The organism is uncultured Salegentibacter sp., assembly GCF_963972535.1.
Taxonomy (GTDB): domain Bacteria; phylum Bacteroidota; class Bacteroidia; order Flavobacteriales; family Flavobacteriaceae; genus Salegentibacter.
Map to the genome: position 1 here is coordinate 17,317 of NZ_CAXAVR010000019.1, position 18,540 is coordinate 35,856.

An 18,540-nucleotide genomic window follows, 5' to 3' on the forward strand; every position below is an offset into this window, starting at 1 on the left:
TTTAAGGAGTTTTGGTTTCGGGTTGGGTTTCAAATTCAACCACTTTTTCGTATGCTTTTTTACGTTCAAAATTTTCATCGAATAAAAGCGGATAATTCTTTCGTCCCGCAACAGGGTAGGTGTCTAGCCACGAATATCTGTCTGAAATATTCCAGAAAGTCACCCCGGTAATTACGTCTTTGTAATCTCTAAAAACCCTAAAAAACATATCGTAAACTTCAATTTGTTTTTGTTCCAGTTCTGGAGTAAATTCATCTGATTCACCTTCTTTAAGTTCGCGGCGTTCCTTTTCCCAGGGATAAAGTGAAACATCAAGTTCGGTAATTTGAATTTCCAGGCCTAATGCTGAATACAAATCTAGGGCTTCTCTTAATTCTTCTTCTGAAGGTCCGTGAATAGACCAGTGAGCCTGAATTCCCACACCATCAATTGGAGCATTATTTTCCTGGAGATATTTTAATAATTCAATAATCCGGTCTCTTTTTTCAGGAATAATCGCATTGTAATCATTATAAAATAGCTTCACATTTGGATCTGCTTCGTGAGCATATTCAAAGGCTTTTACCAGGAAATCTTTTCCAGCAATTTTAAGCCATTCTGATTCTCGATATACTTTCGTAGAATCATCTGCCACGGCTTCGTTTACAACATCCCAGGCATAAATAATATCTGAATAGCGCGGCACTACCGAGTCTATATGATTTTTCATTCGTTTTAATAGCTCTTCTTTATTTACTTTGCCGCCATTTTCATTTACAAAGATCCAACCGCCGGTTTGTTGATGCCAAACCAGGGCGTGTCCTCTCATTTTTAAATTGTTTTCTTTTGCAAATTCGGCGAGTAGATCGGCATCTTCCCAATAAAATTTATCTTTTTCGGGATGAATAGGTCCCATTTTCATCACATTTTCTGGCGTGATACTGTTGTATTCCTTTTTAATCAATTCAGCCGATTGCCCTTTAACAGAATTTGGCGCAACCGCCACACCCATTGGGAAATAATCTTCGTAATAATCCTTTAGTCCCATTTCTGAAGAATCTTCTGTTTGAGCTTTAGCTTCTTTTTCTTCAGAATCGGTATTGGATTTGCATGCGGTAAACGCTGCAGCAAACGCAAGAAAAAAAACCGATTTTTGCAAAATATTTAGTGAATTCATAGTTTTTAATTTAATGATTCCTGTAACCCTAATTCGAGTCCGCGCAGTTCTGCAAGACCTTTTAACCTACCTATAAAAGAATAGCCTGCATAATAGTTTTTATTAGCTTCTAAAGTATGCAGGTAGCCGTGGTCTGGACGCATTGGGATACTTTGATTTCTTTTTTGCATTGTTTTTAAAATGCGTTTTACCACCTCTAACATTGGCACATCGCCATCCAGGTGGTTAGATTCCATAAAGACTCCTGTTACCTCTTTTCTTACATTTCTAAGGTGTAAAAAATGAATTCTTTCTTCAAATTCATCATAAATCTCAAGAAGATCGTGAGCGGGATTGGCGCCCAATGAGCCGGTGCAATAACATAGTCCATTGGCTTTACTTTTTACATTTTCAAAGATAAATTTTAAGTCTTGATGATTACTCACAACACGAGGCAGTCCTAATACTGAAAAAGGTGGGTCGTCTGGATGAATAGCTAGGTTTACATTGCTTTCTTCAGCTGTCGGGGTAACTTCAGATAAGAAATTAACGAGGTTTTGGCGTAATTTTTCATCATTAATATGCGAATATGATTCCAGGAGTTCTTTAATAATTTCGGCAGTAAAATTTTCGGTACTTCCCGGTAATCCTAAAAGAATACTTTTAAAAAGTTCTTCTTTTTCTTCGGAAGAAAGATTGTCACCTACTTTTTTGGCTGCAGTAATCTGCTCTTCGGTATAATCTTTTTCTACATTTTTTCTTTTCAGTAGAAATAAGTCGAAGTAAGCGAATTTTAAAGGATCGAATTTTAAAACTGAAGCGCCTTCTTCATTTTCATGATAATGATCTGTACGAACCCAATCTAGAATTGGCATAAAATTATAAGCGACAACGCGAATGCCGCATTTGCCAATATTTTGAAGGCTTACTTTATAATTTTTTATGTATTCTTTATATTTTCCCGATCTTTTTTTGATGTCTTCATGCACGGGAAGGCTTTCAATTATGCTCCATTGCAGTCCGAAACTTTCAATCAGGTTTTTGCGTTCCAAAATGGCTTCTTCGGTCCAAATTTCCCCTACCGGAATTTCGTGCAAAGCGGTAACTATTCCGGTTATCCCTGCCTGTTTTAAATCTTTTAGCGATAGTACGTCGTGTGGGCCGTACCATCGCATTGTTTGTTGCATTGAAATCATCCTAAAATCCTATTGAATTTCCACCGTCTACCGGTAAAATTGTTCCTGTAACAAATGATGATTCATTAGTAGCAAAATAGTAAACCGCATCAGCAATATCTGACGGTTGCCCCAACTTGCCCATTGGTGTTCTGGATAAAACCTTATTTTTTCTTTCGGGATCGTTGTTTAAAGCTTTTCGGGACATATTAGTCTCAATAAAACCGGGCGCCACCGCATTTACACGAATTCCAAATTGCGCTAAATCCACGGCCATGGCACGCGTCATCCCATCTACAGCGGTTTTGCTGGCTGAATAAGCAATAACTTTAGGAATACCATATTGGGCAGCCATAGAACTAATATTAATGATACTACCTGAATTTTGTTTCTTCATTATTTTTGCTACTTCACGACTAATTGCGAAAAGTCCCAAAACATTGGTGTGTAAAATACTCTGAAATTCTTCGTTGGTTACTTCCAGGAATTCTTTTTTCATATTAATCCCGGCATTATTTACCAGGATGTCAATGCTTTCAGCTTCCTGCCCAATCTTTTCTATCGCCGCTGGAATTTGATCTAGATCATTAAGATCCAGAATAAAGGGTATGGCGTTTTCGCCTAATTCTTTACAGGCCTCTTCTGTCTTTTCTTTATTTCTTCCGTTTACGTAAGTTTTAATTCCTTTTTCACAGAATTTTTTGGCCGTTGCAAAACCGAGTCCGGCGTTAGCTCCAGTTACGATTGCTGTTAGTTGTTTGGTCATTTTTGTTAGTTTTTGTGTTACCAGGAAGGATTTATGCCTGGTGCATATGGACGTTCTATTGATTTATAATATTCTAAATTATGTTCGGGTTCAGATACTCCGGCAGGCAACTCCTTTTCAGAGAATTGCTGGAAATAGCTCAGGCAGGCATCTCGCCACCATTTTGCTTCTTTTAACTGAATTGCCAGTAGCATGGAGGTTTTTTTAAATTCTGCCTCATTTACATATTGTTCCATTTTTTTCCACGTAGCCTGCATTTCTTTAACCTGTTCTACACCTTTTTGATAATGTAGAGCCATATTATCCCAAAGCGTTTTACCATTATCCATTTTATAATCCCAGGGAAGATGGTGAAACCACAGTAAGTATTTTTCAGGCGTGGTTTCAGGATTACTATATTTTTCTTCAATAGGTTTAGCGTATTGAGCAAGTGCATTACTGCCAGAACTGGTTCTATCAAACCCTATCCCATTTTTATCAGCTTTATGATAATATACTGGATTCCATTCTGGCCGGCCAAGGTCATCTACCCAGGGCCCGGGACCGTAATGGTGACTGGTGGCCATAATATGGTGTAGTCCTAAAGGGGTCATATAATTTACAACCGCTTCGCGAGATTCTATTAAGAGATCGGTCATAGGTTTTACAAAATCTTCTTCATCAGAAAAATTTATTTTTAACCATTCTTCTGCGATATCTTTAGAATCCATATAAGGATCCCAGGCCAATCTCCCAAAGCCATACCAGTTTGCCTGGCCAAAGGGGTGTCCTGTCCAGTTCTTTTCAGTACCAATATTGGCAACCCCAGCTATTCCGGTTAATTTTTTATTTGAATTTGTGCCGTCAATTACTTTGGCTACCGTAGAGTTTTCACTATCGGCATAAGTATCTTCATCTAAAACTTCCTCAAACAGTTTTGGAAGAAAAACCAGGTGAGAACTGAAACCTAAATATTCCTGAGTTATTTGAAATTCCATCATTAAAGGAGTATCTGGCATTGCACCGAACATTGGATGAAAAGGTTCCCGAGGCTGAAAATCTATAGCTCCGTTTTTTACCTGTACCAAAACGTTGTCGGTAAATTTACCGTCATAAGGAATAAACTGGTCGTAAGCTTGTTTTGCGCGATCGTCTGGATCTTCTTCTGAATAAACAAAGGCTCGCCACATAATAATTCCGTTGTGGGGAGCAACTGCTTCCGCCAACATATTGGCTCCGTCTACGTGGGTTCTATTATACTGAAAAGGTCCTGGTTGGCCTTCCGAGTCAGCTTTAACTAGGAAACCTCCAAAATCTGGGATTTCAGCATATATTTCATCAGCAATGTTTTTCCACCACTGCTTCACATCTTCATTTAAAGGATCGGCAGTATCAAGATCGCCTAATTCTATTGGAGCAGAAAATCTTGCCGTTAGGTAGACCTGGATTCCGTAAGGTCGAAAAACTTTGGCCAGGGCTTTAACCTTTTCAATATAATGAGGGGTTAGAATTAGCGCGTTGGAATTTACATTGGTCAAGACCGTACCGTTAATTCCTATTGCAGCATTCGCTCGGGCGTAATCTTTATATTCGGGTTTTATAAGTTCGGGTAAAAGATGCCAATCCCAAATTGAAAAACCGGCGTAACCACGCTCTACCGTGCGATCCAAATTATCCCAGTGATTTAAAACACGCTTCTGGATTTTTGGTTTTTCTTCAATCTTTAAATCTGAAATATCATTTTTTTGCTGCATTTCGCGAAGCAAGCCGTAAGTTCCATAAAGAAGCGCTATCTCAGAATTTCCACTTACTACAATAGTCTTCCCATTATTAAGAGAAGTGATTTTATAACCTTCTTCTCCCAGGTTTTCAGTATTGACAATGTTTCTTATTGCCGTTGGCAGTTTGCTTTGTACCCCAATAATTAATTTTGAATCATTACCGGGTTTTGAATTTTCAAAAGCAAAACCTTCTTGAGCTAGTTCTAACTCTTCCTTTATAGCCTGAATTGTAGAAGAATTACCAATTAATTCTACATTATTTAGAAAAGGGGCATATTTTTTTTCAACACCAGGATCCTGTATTTCTGTATAATCTAACCAGAGTTCATAACCTTCTTGGGCTTGAATATTAACTGCGAAAAGGCATAAAAAGGCCAGGGAAATAAATTTCTTTAAATTCATTATAATTTTATCAAACGATTGTGAGCTGAAAATTAGACAAAAAAAGCTTGCCGACAAAATTTTGTATGCAATCGGTTGTGTTTATAATAAATTTATGTTTAATTTGTTAAGACATTTTTAAGAAAAAATCGTTTATTTAATGATTATAAACTTTAAACTCATAAAATTATGAATTATAAAGTATTGGGCGCCTTTATATTGGTTTTTGTTTTCGGAAATCTGGGGGCAGTTAATGCCCAGGAGAAAGGCAAGGAATATGGTTTCAGGGACGAGTCATTAAGTATGGATGAAAGAGTTACTGATTTAATCAATCGATTGACTTTAGAAGAAAAGGCGATGCAAATGATGCACGATAGCCCGGCCATAGAAAGATTAAGTATCCCTGAATATAATTGGTGGAATGAAGCATTGCACGGAATTGGTCGTTCTGGTGTTGCCACGGTTTTTCCCCAGGCTATTGGGATGGGCGCTACTTTTGATGAAGATTTAATTTTTAAAGTTTCTTCGGCAATTTCAGATGAGGCCCGTGGAAATCATAATACCGCCGTAGAAAACGGGTATAGAAGACAATACAGCGGACTAACATTTTGGACTCCGAATATTAATATTTTTCGAGATCCGCGGTGGGGAAGAGGACAGGAAACTTACGGGGAAGATCCTTTCCTTACTGCTAAATTAGGAGTGGCGTTTGTAAAAGGTCTGCAGGGAGATGATGATAAATATCTTAAAACCGCAGCTGCAGCAAAACATTATGCAGTGCATAGCGGTCCAGAGAAATTAAGGCACGAATTTAATGCAATAGCCTCACAAAAAGATTTATGGGAAACTTACCTGCCAGCTTTTGAAGCTCTTGTAGATGCTAAGGTAGAAACTATTATGTGCGCTTATAATGCTACTAACGGTGAACCTTGTTGTGCAAATGAATATTTACTTACCGATGTGCTACGGGATAAGTGGGGTTTTAAAGGCCATGTGGTAAGCGATTGCTGGGCATTGGAAGATTTTTATGGAGGTCACAATGTTGTGGAAACTCCTGAAGAAGCTGCGGCTCTTGGAATAAAAAGCGGCGTTAACCTTAACTGTGGTAGCGTTTATCCTTCTTTGGTAGAAGCGGTAAATCAAGGCTTGGTGACTGAAGAAGAAATAGACGAGCAACTTGCCGTTTTGATGAAAACCAAGTTTAAACTCGGTCTTTTTGATTCACCTACAAATAATCCTTATTCTAAACTTTCTGCAAAAGATATTAATACGAGTGAACACAGGGCATTGGCCAGGGAGACTGCCCAAAAGTCTATCGTGATGCTTAAAAATGACAAAGTACTTCCTTTGAAAAATGACCTGGCGAAATATTTTATTACCGGGCCAAATGCTACGAGTGTTGAAATTTTGCTTGGTAACTATCACGGTGTAAATCCCGATTTGGTTACAATTATTGAAGGAATAGCAGGAGCAATAAAACCTCAAAGTCAGTTACAATACCGCCAGGGGACTTTGTTAGATCGTCCAAATGCTAACCCGCAGGATTGGGCTTCGCCGAATGCTGGAAATAGCGATGCTACTATTGCCGTGTTAGGAATTTCAGGAGTATTAGAAGGTGAAGAAGGGGAGTCTATAGCTTCAGAAACTTTTGGAGATAGGTTGGATTATAATCTTCCTGAAAACCAGCTGGATTATTTACGGAAATTAAATGAAGCCGCCGGCGATAACCCGGTAATTGCTGTAATTACGGGGGGAAGCCCAATAAACCTGGAAGAAGTACACGAACTGGCAGACGCTGTATTAATGGTTTGGTATCCCGGCCAGGAAGGTGGTAACGCCATTGCAGATATTATTTTTGGTGAGGTTTCTCCATCCGGCAGATTGCCAATTACTTTTCCGAAATCCCTGGACGATTTGCCTCCTTACGAAGATTACACAATGAAAGGAAGAACCTATAAATATATGGATGCAAAACCAATGTATCCTTTCGGATATGGCTTAAGCTATTCAGATTTTGAATTTTCTCATATAAAATTATCCAAAGAAAAAATTCGAAAAGGTCAAAACCTGGAGGCAAGTATAGAAGTTTCTAATGTGGGAGATCGCGAAGCAGAAGAAGTAGTGCAATTGTATGTTTCAGATTTAGAAACTTCTGTAGAGGCGCCTAAATATCAACTTTACGGAATTAAAAGAGTAAATTTAAAAGCAGGAAGTTCCAAAGAAATAAAGTTTGAAATTACCCCAGAGATGATGGAACTTGTAAACAATGATGGGGAAAGTATCATAGAAAAAGGAGAATTTAAAATTTATATAGGAAGTTCCAGCCCTTCTGCCAGGAGCCTGGAATTAGGTGCAGCCCAGTTTAAAGAAGCCGTATTTACGCTAAGATAACAACCGAAAAGAGTGAATTAAATGATGAATTTTATTGAAGAAGATTTTCTTCTGGAAAATAGCTTTGCTAAAGAGCTTTATGAGCGCTATGCTAAAGATATGCCTATTATAGATTATCACTGCCATTTGCCAGTTAAAGACATAGCTCAAGACAGGCAATTTAAAAACCTTACTGAAATCTGGATTGCCGGTGATCATTATAAATGGCGTGCTATGCGGGCGCTTGGTATTGAAGAAAAATATATTACGGGAAATAGTAGCGATGAGGAGAAATTTCAGAAATGGGCAGAAACCATTCCTTATACCATGCGAAATCCGCTTTATCATTGGACGCATTTAGAATTGCAACGCTATTTTGGTATTACCGATTTATTGACTGAGAAAAATGCCAAAAAGATCTACAATCAATGTAATTCTTTGCTTGCTACCCAGGCTTATTCTACCAGGAATTTGCTAAAGAAAATGAATGTAAAAGTGGTTTGCACCACAGATGATCCTGCCGATGATTTAAAGCATCATAAAAAGATTGCGGAAGACGGTTTTGAAGTAAAAGTGCTTCCCACTTTTAGGCCAGATGGTTTATTAAATATTGATAGCGATGATTTTGTAGCTTATCTAAAAAGAATAGGAAATCAAACTAAAGTAGATATTAAAGATTTTGATTCCCTGATTAAAGCAGTAGCAAGTAGAATAGAATATTTTCATCAACACGGGTGCAGGCTTTCAGACCACGGTTTGGAAAGAATGTTGGCTGAAGATTTTTCTAAAAGCGAAATAGATAATTTACTCAAGAAAAAATTATCGGGAGAAAACCTTACTGCGAAAGAGTCTGAGAAATATCAATCCGCTTTATTATTAAAATTAGGTAGCTTGTATGCTGAAAAGAACTGGACCATGCAATTACACCTGGGCCCGGTGCGGGATACCAATTCCAAATTACTCAACCAAATTGGTAAAGATGCAGGCGTAGATAGTATTGGAGATTTAAACCAGGCTAAGCCGCTGGCCAAATTTTTAGATACACTAAATAAAAATGGAGATTTGCCTAAAACCATTCTTTATAACGTGAATCCTTCAGATAATGAAGTGATGGCCACAATGGCCGGGAATTTTATGAGTGATTCCCGGAAAGGAAAAATTCAGCATGGCTCTGCCTGGTGGTTTTTAGATCAAAAAGATGGAATGGAAAAACAGTTGAATTCATTATCAAATATGGGTTTAATTAGCTGTTTTGTCGGAATGTTAACTGATAGTAGAAGTTTCTTATCTGTACCAAGGCACGAATATTTTAGACGCGTTTTATGTAATTTATTCGGAAAAGATATTGAAAACAAAGAACTTCCGGAAGATATAGAATGGATAGGTAAAATAATCCAGGATATATGTTATTACAATGCAGAATCGTATTTTGAATTTCCTGAAATGGACAAAAAGTAATTTATGAAAAAGCTGGTAAGCCTTGGGGAATTATTGATGCGCCTGTCTTGCGAAGATGCGCTAAGGTTTTCGCAAATAAATAATTTTAAAGTTGTGTACGGCGGGAGTGAGGCAAATGTGCTTATAACTGCAGCAAACTTTGGTTTAAAAACCGGGTTTTTAAGTGTTTTACCCGAAAACGATTTAGGGAAATCAGCCATAAATGATTTACGAAATAATAATGTAGGTTTAAATCACATAAAATTTGAAGGGCATCGATTAGGATTATATTTTTTGGAAACCGGCGCTATTAACCGTCCCGGGAAAATAATTTATGACCGGGAAAATTCAGCTTTTTCACAAATAGAACCCGAATGGTTTAATTGGGATGAGATTTTTAAAGATTGCAACTGGTTCCATTGGTCAGGTATTACTCCGGCAATTTCGGCAAAAGCTGCAAAAGTTTGTTTGCATGCAGTTGAGGTGGCCAAAAGTAAGGGGATTAAAATTTCCGGTGATCTTAATTTCCGCGGAAACCTTTGGCAATACAAAGGTGCAAATCCTGAAGAAACGATGACCAAACTAGTGGGACAAACCGATGTTTTACTTGCGGGTGCTTATGCCTGTAACCAGTTTTTCAATATAAAAGATATTCAGAATAATCACGAACTTTCTAAAGCTCTACAACAAAAATTTCCTTCATTACAAAAAATCGCGATCACAACTCGTGAAGAATTAAACGCCTCTCATCACAAATGGTCGGCAGATCTGTTTACAGGGTCAAAATTGTTATCATCTATAGAATACAACATTTATCCTATTGTAGATCGGGTTGGTGCTGGAGATAGTTTTATGGGAGCACTTATCTACGGACTTCAGCACTTTAAAGAGCAAAAAGCGCTTGATTTTGCCACGGCGGCTTCGTGTTTAAAACATTCTATTGTGGGAGATTTTAATAGGGTAAGTAAAGAAGAAGTATTAGAATTAATTGAAGGTGATGGCTCAGGAAGAATTAAAAGATAAATATCATGAAAAAAATATCCAGACCGGAAATTGCGATAAAAATGAAAGAATTGGGGCTAGTGCCTTTATTCTATCACCAGGACCAGGAATTAGTTAAGCAAGTGCTTAAAGCAGTATATCAAGGAGGAGCACGGTTTTTTGAATTTACTCACCGGGGAGAATTTGCTCACGAAGTCTTTGCAAATCTCTTGAAATTTTCAAGAGAAGAATGTCCCGAAATGATTCTTGGTGTAGGTTCTGTAGTAGACGCGGGTACTGCCAGTCTTTATATGAATTTAGGTGCAGAATTCGTAGTGAGCCCGGTAATTAGGGAAGATGTTGCTAAAGTTTGTAACCGTAGAAAAGTGTTATACCTACCCGGTTGCGGTAGTCTAACCGAAATAAGCCAGGCTGAAGAATTGGGCTGCGAAATATTGAAATTGTTTCCGGCGGCTGTTTTAGGGCCCGGTTTTGTAAAGGCTATAAAAGGCCCGCAACCCTGGACTTCAATTATGCCAAGTGGCGGAGTTAGTCTTGAAGAAGAAAATATAACAGCATGGTTTATCGCTGGAGTTACTTGCGTTGGAATGGGGTCAGCACTTATTCCAAAGAATATGGTTGAAAATTCTGATTTTGAATCTATAAAAAACAATGTGGCCAAAGTGCTAAAAATAATTACTGAAATAAGATCTACATGAGATCAGTTTTCAAACTTTTTATTGCCTTAATTCTCTTTGCTTCCTGTAGCCAGAAAGATGAGGTGAAATCTTTAAAACTTTCCCACGGGTTGAGTCTTGATCATCCGGTTCACCAGGCTTTAGTATTTTTTGCTCAGCGTGTTGAAGAAAAATCTAATGGGGAATTAATAATAGAGGTTTACCCCGGCGGGCAGTTAGGTTCAGAAAGGCAGAGTTTAGAACTTTTGCAACTGGGCGGTTTAGCGATGACCAAAGTGTCATCTGCCGTGATGGAAAATTTTTCCCCTAAACTTCGCGTTTTTGGTTATCCTTATATTTTTAAAGACCGCGAGCATCGTTATAAGCTTTATGATAGCGAGCTAGGAAATGAACTTCTTTTAGACGGCGAGAAATATTGGTTAAGGGGCTTAACCTATTTTGATGCGGGCAGCCGTTCATTTTATACAAAAGACACTCCTATTGAAACTCCGGCAGATTTAAAAGGTTTGAAAATAAGGGTAATGCAAAGTCCTACGGCAATTAACCTTGTAAAAACCCTTGGAGGCTCGCCTACACCGGTTTCCTGGGGAGAACTTTATACTTCCCTGCAGCAAGGAGTAGTAGAAGGAGCAGAAAATAATTTGCCTAGCTTTTACACGTCAAGACATTACGAAATTTGTAAAAATTTTTCATTAGATGAGCATTCGGCTGTACCCGATATTTTGGTGATAAGTACGCAGATTTATAACAAGCTTTCTTCCGAAGAAAAAAAATGGATTCAGGAAGCTGCTCAGGAAGCTTCAGTAAAACAAAGGGAATTATGGGAGATTGCCGAAATAGAGGCACTGACGGCAATTAAGAAAGAAGGGGTGAAAGTCACTTACCCTGATAAAGAATTATTCAAAGAAAAAAGTAGCCATATAATTAAAGATTTAGAAAAAACAGAACCTGAATTATATAAAACCATTCAAGAAATTAAAAACTTAGGAAATGAGTAGAAAACTTAACTGGTTTTTAGAATGGTTGGTTGTTTGCCTGGTAACGGTAATGTTGTTTAGCGTGTTATGGGGTGTTTGTAGTCGTTATCTACTGGCAGATCAAAGCTCGTGGACAGATGAGCTGGCGCGTTTTATGCTAATTTGGGTTAGCCTTTTTGGGGCCGTTTATATTTCGGGTAGAAATACGCATATCACTATAGATTTACTTCCAAAATCGTTTAGTATCAGGACAAAATTAAAACTCGATCTCCTGGTGCAATTAATAATTATGCTTTTTACCGCTGCAATTTTTGTAATTGGCGGTGGTAGGTATGTATATGTTTCCTTTAAGCTCGAACAAACTTCTGCAGCATTAGGTTTGCCTATGGGATTTGTATACCTGGTTTTGCCTATTTCAGGTCTGATGATAATTTATTTTAAATGGATGCAAATGCGGCAAACCTTGCAGGAATTAAAAACAAATCGGTAAATGGAAATATTTGTTTTAATTTTTAGCTTTATAGTTTTGGTGGGAATTCGCGTTCCCATTGCCTGGAGCATTGGGATAGCTTCGGTACTAACATTGTTATTTAGTGTAGATACTATTCCTGCTTTTACCACTATTTCTCAAAGAGTGGCTACCGGGTTAGATAGTTTTTCCTTACTCGCTATTCCGTTTTTTATACTTGCCGGCCACATTATGAATAGCGGCGGAATTGCTAAAAGGTTAATTGAATTTGCAAAATCTCTTGTGGGAGCTTTGCCCGGTGGTTTAGCGCACGTAAATATTGTAGCTGCAATGATGTTTGGTGCAATTGCAGGTTCTGCCGGTGCTGCTGCTGCCGCTATAGGTAGTTTTATGTCTGAAAGGATGGAAAAAGAAGGTTATACCAAAGAATATGGTGTTGCTGTAAATGTAACTTCCGCCACCACGGGACTTTTAATTCCGCCAAGTAATATTTTTATAATTTATTCTCTTGCCAGTGGTGGGGTGAGTATAGGGGCATTATTTTTAGCCGGTTATCTTCCCGGAATTCTTACCGGTTTAATTTTAATGGCCATTGCTTTAGTTTGGGCAAAAAAGAAAGGTTTCCCTACAGGAAAAAGAAGTTCACTTAAACATATTATGCGGTCTTTTTTTGATGCCCTTCCAAGCCTGCTTTTATTAATAATAATTATTGGCGGAATTGTTGGCGGAATTTTTACTGCTACTGAAGCTTCCTCTGTGGCTGTTGTCTATTGCCTGATACTGGCTTTTCTTTATAAAGAATTGAATTTCTCTAAACTTAAAACCGTACTGGTAGAATCAGTAGGGACCATTTCTTTGGTAATGTTACTTATTGCCATGTCTATTGCAATGTCCTGGGTAATGTCTTACGAAAATATTCCGCAGGAAGTAACTTCAGCTTTATTAGGCTTTAGTGATAATCCGTTTGTAGTGATTATTTTAATAAACCTGATATTATTATTTGTGGGAATCTTTATGGATATGACGCCGGCGGTATTGATTTTCACCCCAATATTTCTTCCGGTTGCAGTAGCTATGGGAATAGATCCGGTACATTTTGGAGTAATAATGATCCTGAATTTATGTATTGGGCTTTGTACGCCACCCGTAGGTTCAGTTTTATTTATAGGGGTAGGAGTTGCAAATACTACTATTCAAAAAGTGGTAAAACCTCTGCTACCACTTTTTGTGGGAATGTTGATTTCCTTAATATTGGTGATAATTTTCCCGTTTTTAAGTCTTTGGCTTCCTGAATTATTCGGATTCTAATTAAAATCCCTTTACTTTCTTTTACTGGAATTTCTTATAATAATTTCGGTATCTAACATTGTAATTTCTGAAACAGCAGCGTCAAGTTTACGCGTGGAGTGTTCTAAAATTCTTTTTGTAGATATTTCTCCCATTTTTTGGGCGGGATGCGAAACGGTAGACAGGGTAGGTTCTACGATTCTGGAAATAGGATCATCGTTAAAGCCAATAATAGCGAGTTCCTCAGGAATTTTAACTCCTTTTTCTTTAGCATATAAAATTGCACTTACTGCAGCAGTATCGATAGCAGAAAAAATACCATCTGGAGGATTATCAAGTTTTAATAACTTTTCGGTTGCCTTCTTTCCTTCTTCAAAACTAAGGGTTTTCATATCCATTATGAGTTCTTCGTCAACCTGAAGTCCAGAGTCTATAAGAGCATCCACGTATCCTTTCTTTCTTAAATTATAAACATTAACGTGTTGAGCTCCAGCGAAATGCGCAATTCGTTTACATCCTTGTTCTATTAAGTGTTTTGTAGCCCGGTATCCAGCAGCGTGATTATCAATAATAACACGGTAAGAATTGAAATTTTCAGGCACCCGGTCTACAAATACTATAGGTATATTTTGTTTCACATATTGGTCAAAATGGCTGGTGTCTCTAGTTTCCATTCCTAAAGAAACAATTAAGCCTCCAACTCTAGCGTCGTATAAAGCTTTTACGTTATCAACTTCATTTTTGTATTTATCATCAGATTGTGTGATAATCACATTATAGCCTGCTTTTCTGGCGGTTTTTTCAATTCCTGTAATCAAAGAAGCTTGAAATGGATGATTTATCTTAGGAATCGTTATTCCGATGGTTCTGGAAGTGTTATTTCTTAAACTGGCAGCTAAGGCATTAGGGCGATAATTAAATTCTTCTGCAGTTTTTTGAATCTTTTTTATGGTTTTCTTTCCAATACTTTTATGGTTGTTTAAAGCTCTTGAAATGGTGGAAGGAGAATAGTTTAGCTCTTTTGCTAAATCATAAATTGTAACTTCTTTCTTTTTCATCAAATAGACACTAAAATTAGGTTGTGCAACAATATTACGAAACATTTTTTTATGGTTGCATAAAAATTATAGATTTCCGGTTGAATTCCTATTTTTTAGTCTTACTTAATTCTTTTAATTTAAAAATAAACATATATTTGAGCTAACAATCGATTGCGTTTATTATGAGGAAATTATTATTTAGTTTATTGTTATTATTCATCGTATTGGGCAGGGGAGCTGCACAGGAAAATTTTTTAAACCCTATCCTGGCCGGATGGTATCCTGACCCCGCCATAACCGATGATGGAGAGGGAAACTTTTATATGGTACACTCTACGTTTGCCTTTTACCCCGGCATCCCTGTTTTTCATAGTACTGATTTAGTTAATTGGAAGCAAGTGGGAAATGTGATTCACAGGCCAGAGCAGGTAGATCTACATGGCTTTGGGACTTCCCGGGCAGTTTTTGCACCCGATATTAGTTACGATAAGGGTACTTACTATTTAACCTGTACCATTGTTGATGGGAAAGGTAATTTTGTAATGACTGCAGAAGATCCTGCCGGCCCGTGGTCCGATCCGGTTTGGCTTCCGGAAGTTAGTGGAATAGATCCCGGATTATTCTTTGACGATAACGGTAAATCTTACCTGGTTTATAACAGTGAACCGCCAAATAACCAGGCTAAATACGAAGGACACCGAACCATTAGAATGATTGAGTTTGATAAAGAAAATCTAAAAACTATTGGTGAGAACCGAATTTTGGTAGATGGCGGGGTAGATATTTCTACTGAACCCGTTTGGGCTGAAGGTCCCAGGATTTATAAACTAAACGGTTATTATTATTTAATGACAGCTGAAGGTGGAACCGCCGTGAACCATTCTGAAATGATTTACCGAAACACCAATATTGATGATGAGTTTATTCCTTTTGAAGAAAACCCAATCTTAACCCAGCGTCATTTAGATCCAGATCGGGAAAATCCTATTACTTCTGCGGGGCATGCCGATATTGTACAACATCCAAATGGTGATTGGTACGGAGTTTTCCTTGCTGTGAGACCATATGAAGGCGATTTATATAATACGGGAAGGGAAACTTTCTTAACTCCGGTGAAATGGGAAAACGACTGGCCTATTTTCGATTTAGGGGGCGAAGAAATTAAATATTCTTATCCACTGCCAGAGGGAGTTGAACTAAAAAATGATTTAATTCCGTTAAACGGTAACTTTTCTTTTAAAGAAAAATTTGATAAAAAGGAGTTGCCGCTAAACTGGATGATGCTTAGAAACCCAAAAACTAACTGGTATGATCTAAAAAATGGAGCTGAAGGGATTATCCTTAAAACCCGTCCTGAAACTGTGGAAGGCGAGGCTAATCCTAGTTTTCTTGGTCATAGGCAGCAACATATAATTGGTGAAGTTTCTATTTCAGTTGAATTTGATGCAAAGGCTGAAAATGAGAAAGCCGGTTTGCTCGCTTTTCAAAAGGAAACCCATTATTATTACGCAGCCCTCTCTAAAGAGAATGAACAACCTGTTGTGCAATTATATAAGTCTGATGAATTAATAGAAAGTATTTCTTTAGACAATACAGTATCTGAAGTTGAATTTAAACTGAAGTTTGAAGAAGATGAATATACTTTCTACTACAAAACTGAAGGTGAATGGCAGCAATTGGGAGAAACTCAGGATGGAAAATATCTTAGTACCCAGGTAGCCGGCGGATTTGTAGGTGTTAACTTAGGACTATTCACCACTTCTAATGGAAAACCAAGTGATAATGAAGCCTTATTTAATTGGTTTCATTATTCTGGAAATGATGAAGTTTATAGGGATTAATAGTTTTAGTTTTAAAGATATATTTAAACCGATGCATCCAGGCATCGGTTTTTTTAGTTAGATTATTTCAGAAAAATATGCTTCGTTAAAATATGGAATAAAAAAAGCTGCTGATAGTTTAAATATCAGCAGCTTTTCAATAATAACAGTTTTCCTTAGTCTAATTCAGTATAAGACTGCATTGTTTTTATTTTACCATCTTCATAATGTTCAATTTCCATCATTTTCATACTTCTTAAGTAGGTTTTTCCGTCTGAAAGTGAACTATCGTGGTAGAATAAATACCATTTTCCTTCGTACTCAACTATAGAGTGGTGGTTGGTCCAACCTACAACCGGTTCTAAAATTACTCCCTGATAAGTGAAAGGGCCATAAGGGCTATCGCCAATGGCGTACGCAATATTGTGGGTGTCTCCGGTAGAGTAAGAGAAATAATATTTACCATTATATTGGTGAACCCAGGCTGCTTCAAAGAATCTACGGTCGTTATCACCTGTGGTAATAGGCTCTCCGTTTTCATCTAATATTTCAACATCTTTTGGTTCTTCAGCAAAACTCAATAGATCATCGCTCATTTTAGCAATTTTAGGGCTAAGTGCTGGTTCATCATCAGCAGGATATTCATCTTCTTCAACAAATTCTCCGGTTTGCCAACGTTGTAACTGGCCACCCCAAATTCCGCCAAAATACATATAATATTCACCATCGGTATCTTTGTAAACCGCGGGATCTATACTGTAGCTGCCTTCAATTGGTTTTTCTTCCGGGGTAAAAGGACCCTCTGGCTTATCAGATGTAGCTACTCCAATTCTAAAAATATCGTCTTTATCTTTTGCAGGGAAGAAAAGGTAGTATTTGCCATCTTTTTCTGCCGCATCAGGTGCCCACATTTGGCGTTTTGCCCAGGCTACGTCTTCTACGTTAAGAACTTCACCATGATCGGTTACTTCGCCATCAGGGTCTTCCATAGAATACACGTGATAATCTTTCATGTTGAAATGATTGCCGTCGTCCATTTCAGGTTCTCCGGAATCCCAATCATGAGAGGGATAAATAAATATTTTATCTTCAAATACGTGAGCTGAAGGGTCTGCAGTAAAATGGTCAGTAATTAAAGGCTCTGAGTGATATTTAATAGTATCTTGTTGTGCTATAGAATCTTCAGATGTCTCATCTTTCTCCTCCTGTTTGTTGTTATCCTTACAACCAAAGGCGATAAGCGCCGGTAATAAAATTGGAAGGCTTTGTTTTAATTTCATTTTAAAATTGGTTTTAATGTTTCGGGTAAAAATATAAAAAAATCAATCGTATTCGTAAGTTAAATGAGATAATATCCCCTGTAAAATAGTTTTTTAAGCAAAATATGAGCTTTCAGAATAGGTTTTTTAACACAAACGGTTGCGTTATTAATTTAAAGTACTCACAATTCTTAATATAGACTTATTTTTTCATCATTGCTGCTAAAGTTGCTTATCAAAATTTGGGATAATAATGAAGAGTATATTTAAACTGCTACAAGTTTACTATTAAACCCATTAGCTAGTAGTTTATAAGTTTAGTAAGTGTGTGATTGAACCATCTGGTAGCAATTGCACCGGATGGTTTTTTTATTTGAAATAAGCTTTGGGAGTGGGGAATCTTGTGGGAAGTAGGGGGTGTTTTAAATTAGCTTATGCTTTTTATAAAGAGAGAATACTTTTTAAATCAATTTAAGGTCTTTCATTATCCCAATGAGATGAGGATTGGTGTTTGCTTTAAATTCTTCGCGTAGCTCTTTTAAACGCTTTTCTATAGCGCTTCTACTACTGGGTTTAATATTTTTTTTCTTCAATTCTCTTTCAATTTCATCCTGAGTGTAACCGTTGGAAAGATATTTCACAATGCTTATCTCAAATTCGTTAAGGCTAAGCAGGTTTTTCTGTTTTAGAGCTTTTTCAATAGAAGGAGAATTGTATTTTTTGTTTTTGCTTACAGCTTTAATCGCTTCCTTCAGATCTTTAAGTCCATTACGGTCTTTACAAACATAAGCGTCAATATTACCGGAATTCCATAAATCACGAACGGTTTGCGGATGATCTTCAATAGAGTTTACGATAACCTTTAATTTGGGGTCTTCGTTTTTTAAGATTGAAACAAGTTCCTGGCCCGAAGTTATTTTTTCATCTCTGTAATCCTGTTTAAAAGAGAGGTCGCAAATAAGTAAATCAAAGTGATTGTTGTCCT

The 18,540-nt window shown here is 37.4% G+C and carries 15 protein-coding genes; 8 read left to right on the top strand and 7 right to left on the bottom strand.

The window, feature by feature from the left end; genetic code table 11:
* Position 1 precedes the first annotated feature (1 nt).
* Genes AACZ30_RS04345 through AACZ30_RS04360 form a run of 4 tightly spaced genes read right to left on the bottom strand, consistent with a single transcriptional unit; the run spans position 2 to position 5,238 of the window.
* A complete protein-coding gene (locus tag AACZ30_RS04345; RefSeq protein WP_339647925.1) occupies positions 2-1,156 on the bottom strand; it encodes an endo-1,4-beta-xylanase in 1,155 nt (384 codons plus the stop codon).
* A gap of 5 nt (positions 1,157-1,161) precedes the next feature.
* The gene (gene uxuA / locus AACZ30_RS04350; RefSeq protein WP_339647927.1) at positions 1,162-2,322 is read right to left on the bottom strand and encodes a mannonate dehydratase; all 1,161 of its coding nucleotides are present in this window, start codon (positions 2,320-2,322) and stop codon (positions 1,162-1,164) included.
* Between the two features lie 10 nt (positions 2,323-2,332).
* Positions 2,333-3,076 (bottom strand): SDR family oxidoreductase, encoded by a 744-nt coding sequence (locus AACZ30_RS04355; RefSeq protein WP_339647928.1) that lies wholly within the window; start codon positions 3,074-3,076, stop codon positions 2,333-2,335.
* A gap of 17 nt (positions 3,077-3,093) precedes the next feature.
* Positions 3,094-5,238 carry an alpha-glucuronidase family glycosyl hydrolase gene (locus AACZ30_RS04360; RefSeq protein ID WP_339647929.1) on the bottom strand — a complete coding sequence of 715 codons (2,145 nt, stop codon included), beginning with the start codon at positions 5,236-5,238 and terminating at the stop codon, positions 3,094-3,096.
* Positions 5,239-5,406: 168 nt separating this feature from the next.
* Between AACZ30_RS04360 and AACZ30_RS04365 the strand changes: the two genes are divergently transcribed.
* The 7 genes from AACZ30_RS04365 to AACZ30_RS04395 are packed head-to-tail and all read left to right on the top strand — an operon-like array spanning position 5,407 to position 13,457.
* Positions 5,407-7,608, top strand: a complete 2,202-nt coding sequence (locus tag AACZ30_RS04365; protein WP_339647930.1) for a glycoside hydrolase family 3 C-terminal domain-containing protein — start codon at positions 5,407-5,409, stop codon at positions 7,606-7,608.
* A gap of 21 nt (positions 7,609-7,629) precedes the next feature.
* On the top strand, positions 7,630-9,045 hold the full coding sequence (uxaC, locus tag AACZ30_RS04370) for a glucuronate isomerase (protein ID WP_339647932.1): 1,416 nt from the start codon (positions 7,630-7,632) through the stop codon (positions 9,043-9,045).
* Between the two features lie 3 nt (positions 9,046-9,048).
* Complete coding sequence (locus tag AACZ30_RS04375) at positions 9,049-10,047, top strand: sugar kinase (protein ID WP_339647933.1); 999 nt, start codon at positions 9,049-9,051, stop codon at positions 10,045-10,047.
* A gap of 5 nt (positions 10,048-10,052) precedes the next feature.
* Positions 10,053-10,724, top strand: a complete 672-nt coding sequence (locus tag AACZ30_RS04380) for a bifunctional 4-hydroxy-2-oxoglutarate aldolase/2-dehydro-3-deoxy-phosphogluconate aldolase (RefSeq protein ID WP_339647934.1) — start codon at positions 10,053-10,055, stop codon at positions 10,722-10,724.
* The gene (locus AACZ30_RS04385; RefSeq protein WP_339647935.1) at positions 10,721-11,701 is read left to right on the top strand and encodes a TRAP transporter substrate-binding protein; all 981 of its coding nucleotides are present in this window, start codon (positions 10,721-10,723) and stop codon (positions 11,699-11,701) included. Before AACZ30_RS04380 ends, AACZ30_RS04385 begins: the two co-directional genes overlap by 4 nt.
* Complete coding sequence (locus AACZ30_RS04390) at positions 11,694-12,170, top strand: TRAP transporter small permease (RefSeq protein WP_339647937.1); 477 nt, start codon at positions 11,694-11,696, stop codon at positions 12,168-12,170. The genes AACZ30_RS04385 and AACZ30_RS04390 overlap by 8 nt, the downstream gene beginning before the upstream one ends.
* Complete coding sequence (locus AACZ30_RS04395) at positions 12,171-13,457, top strand: TRAP transporter large permease (protein ID WP_339647939.1); 1,287 nt, start codon at positions 12,171-12,173, stop codon at positions 13,455-13,457.
* An 11-nt stretch (positions 13,458-13,468) separates the two neighbouring features.
* Here the strand turns inward: AACZ30_RS04395 and AACZ30_RS04400 are convergent, their stop codons facing one another.
* Positions 13,469-14,539 carry a LacI family DNA-binding transcriptional regulator gene (locus AACZ30_RS04400; RefSeq protein WP_093303386.1) on the bottom strand — a complete coding sequence of 357 codons (1,071 nt, stop codon included), beginning with the start codon at positions 14,537-14,539 and terminating at the stop codon, positions 13,469-13,471.
* A gap of 119 nt (positions 14,540-14,658) precedes the next feature.
* On the opposite strand from AACZ30_RS04400, the gene AACZ30_RS04405 reads away from it, so the two are divergent.
* On the top strand, positions 14,659-16,317 hold the full coding sequence (locus tag AACZ30_RS04405) for a glycoside hydrolase family 43 protein (protein ID WP_339647941.1): 1,659 nt from the start codon (positions 14,659-14,661) through the stop codon (positions 16,315-16,317).
* A 155-nt stretch (positions 16,318-16,472) separates the two neighbouring features.
* Here the strand turns inward: AACZ30_RS04405 and AACZ30_RS04410 are convergent, their stop codons facing one another.
* Together AACZ30_RS04410 and AACZ30_RS04415 are read right to left on the bottom strand one after the other, a co-directional pair.
* A complete protein-coding gene (locus AACZ30_RS04410) occupies positions 16,473-17,576 on the bottom strand; it encodes a glycoside hydrolase family 43 protein (protein ID WP_339647942.1) in 1,104 nt (367 codons plus the stop codon).
* Positions 17,577-18,016: 440 nt separating this feature from the next.
* Positions 18,017-18,540: DNA-binding response regulator (locus AACZ30_RS04415; RefSeq protein ID WP_339647944.1), on the bottom strand; the 524-nt coding region annotated here is incomplete at its 5' end.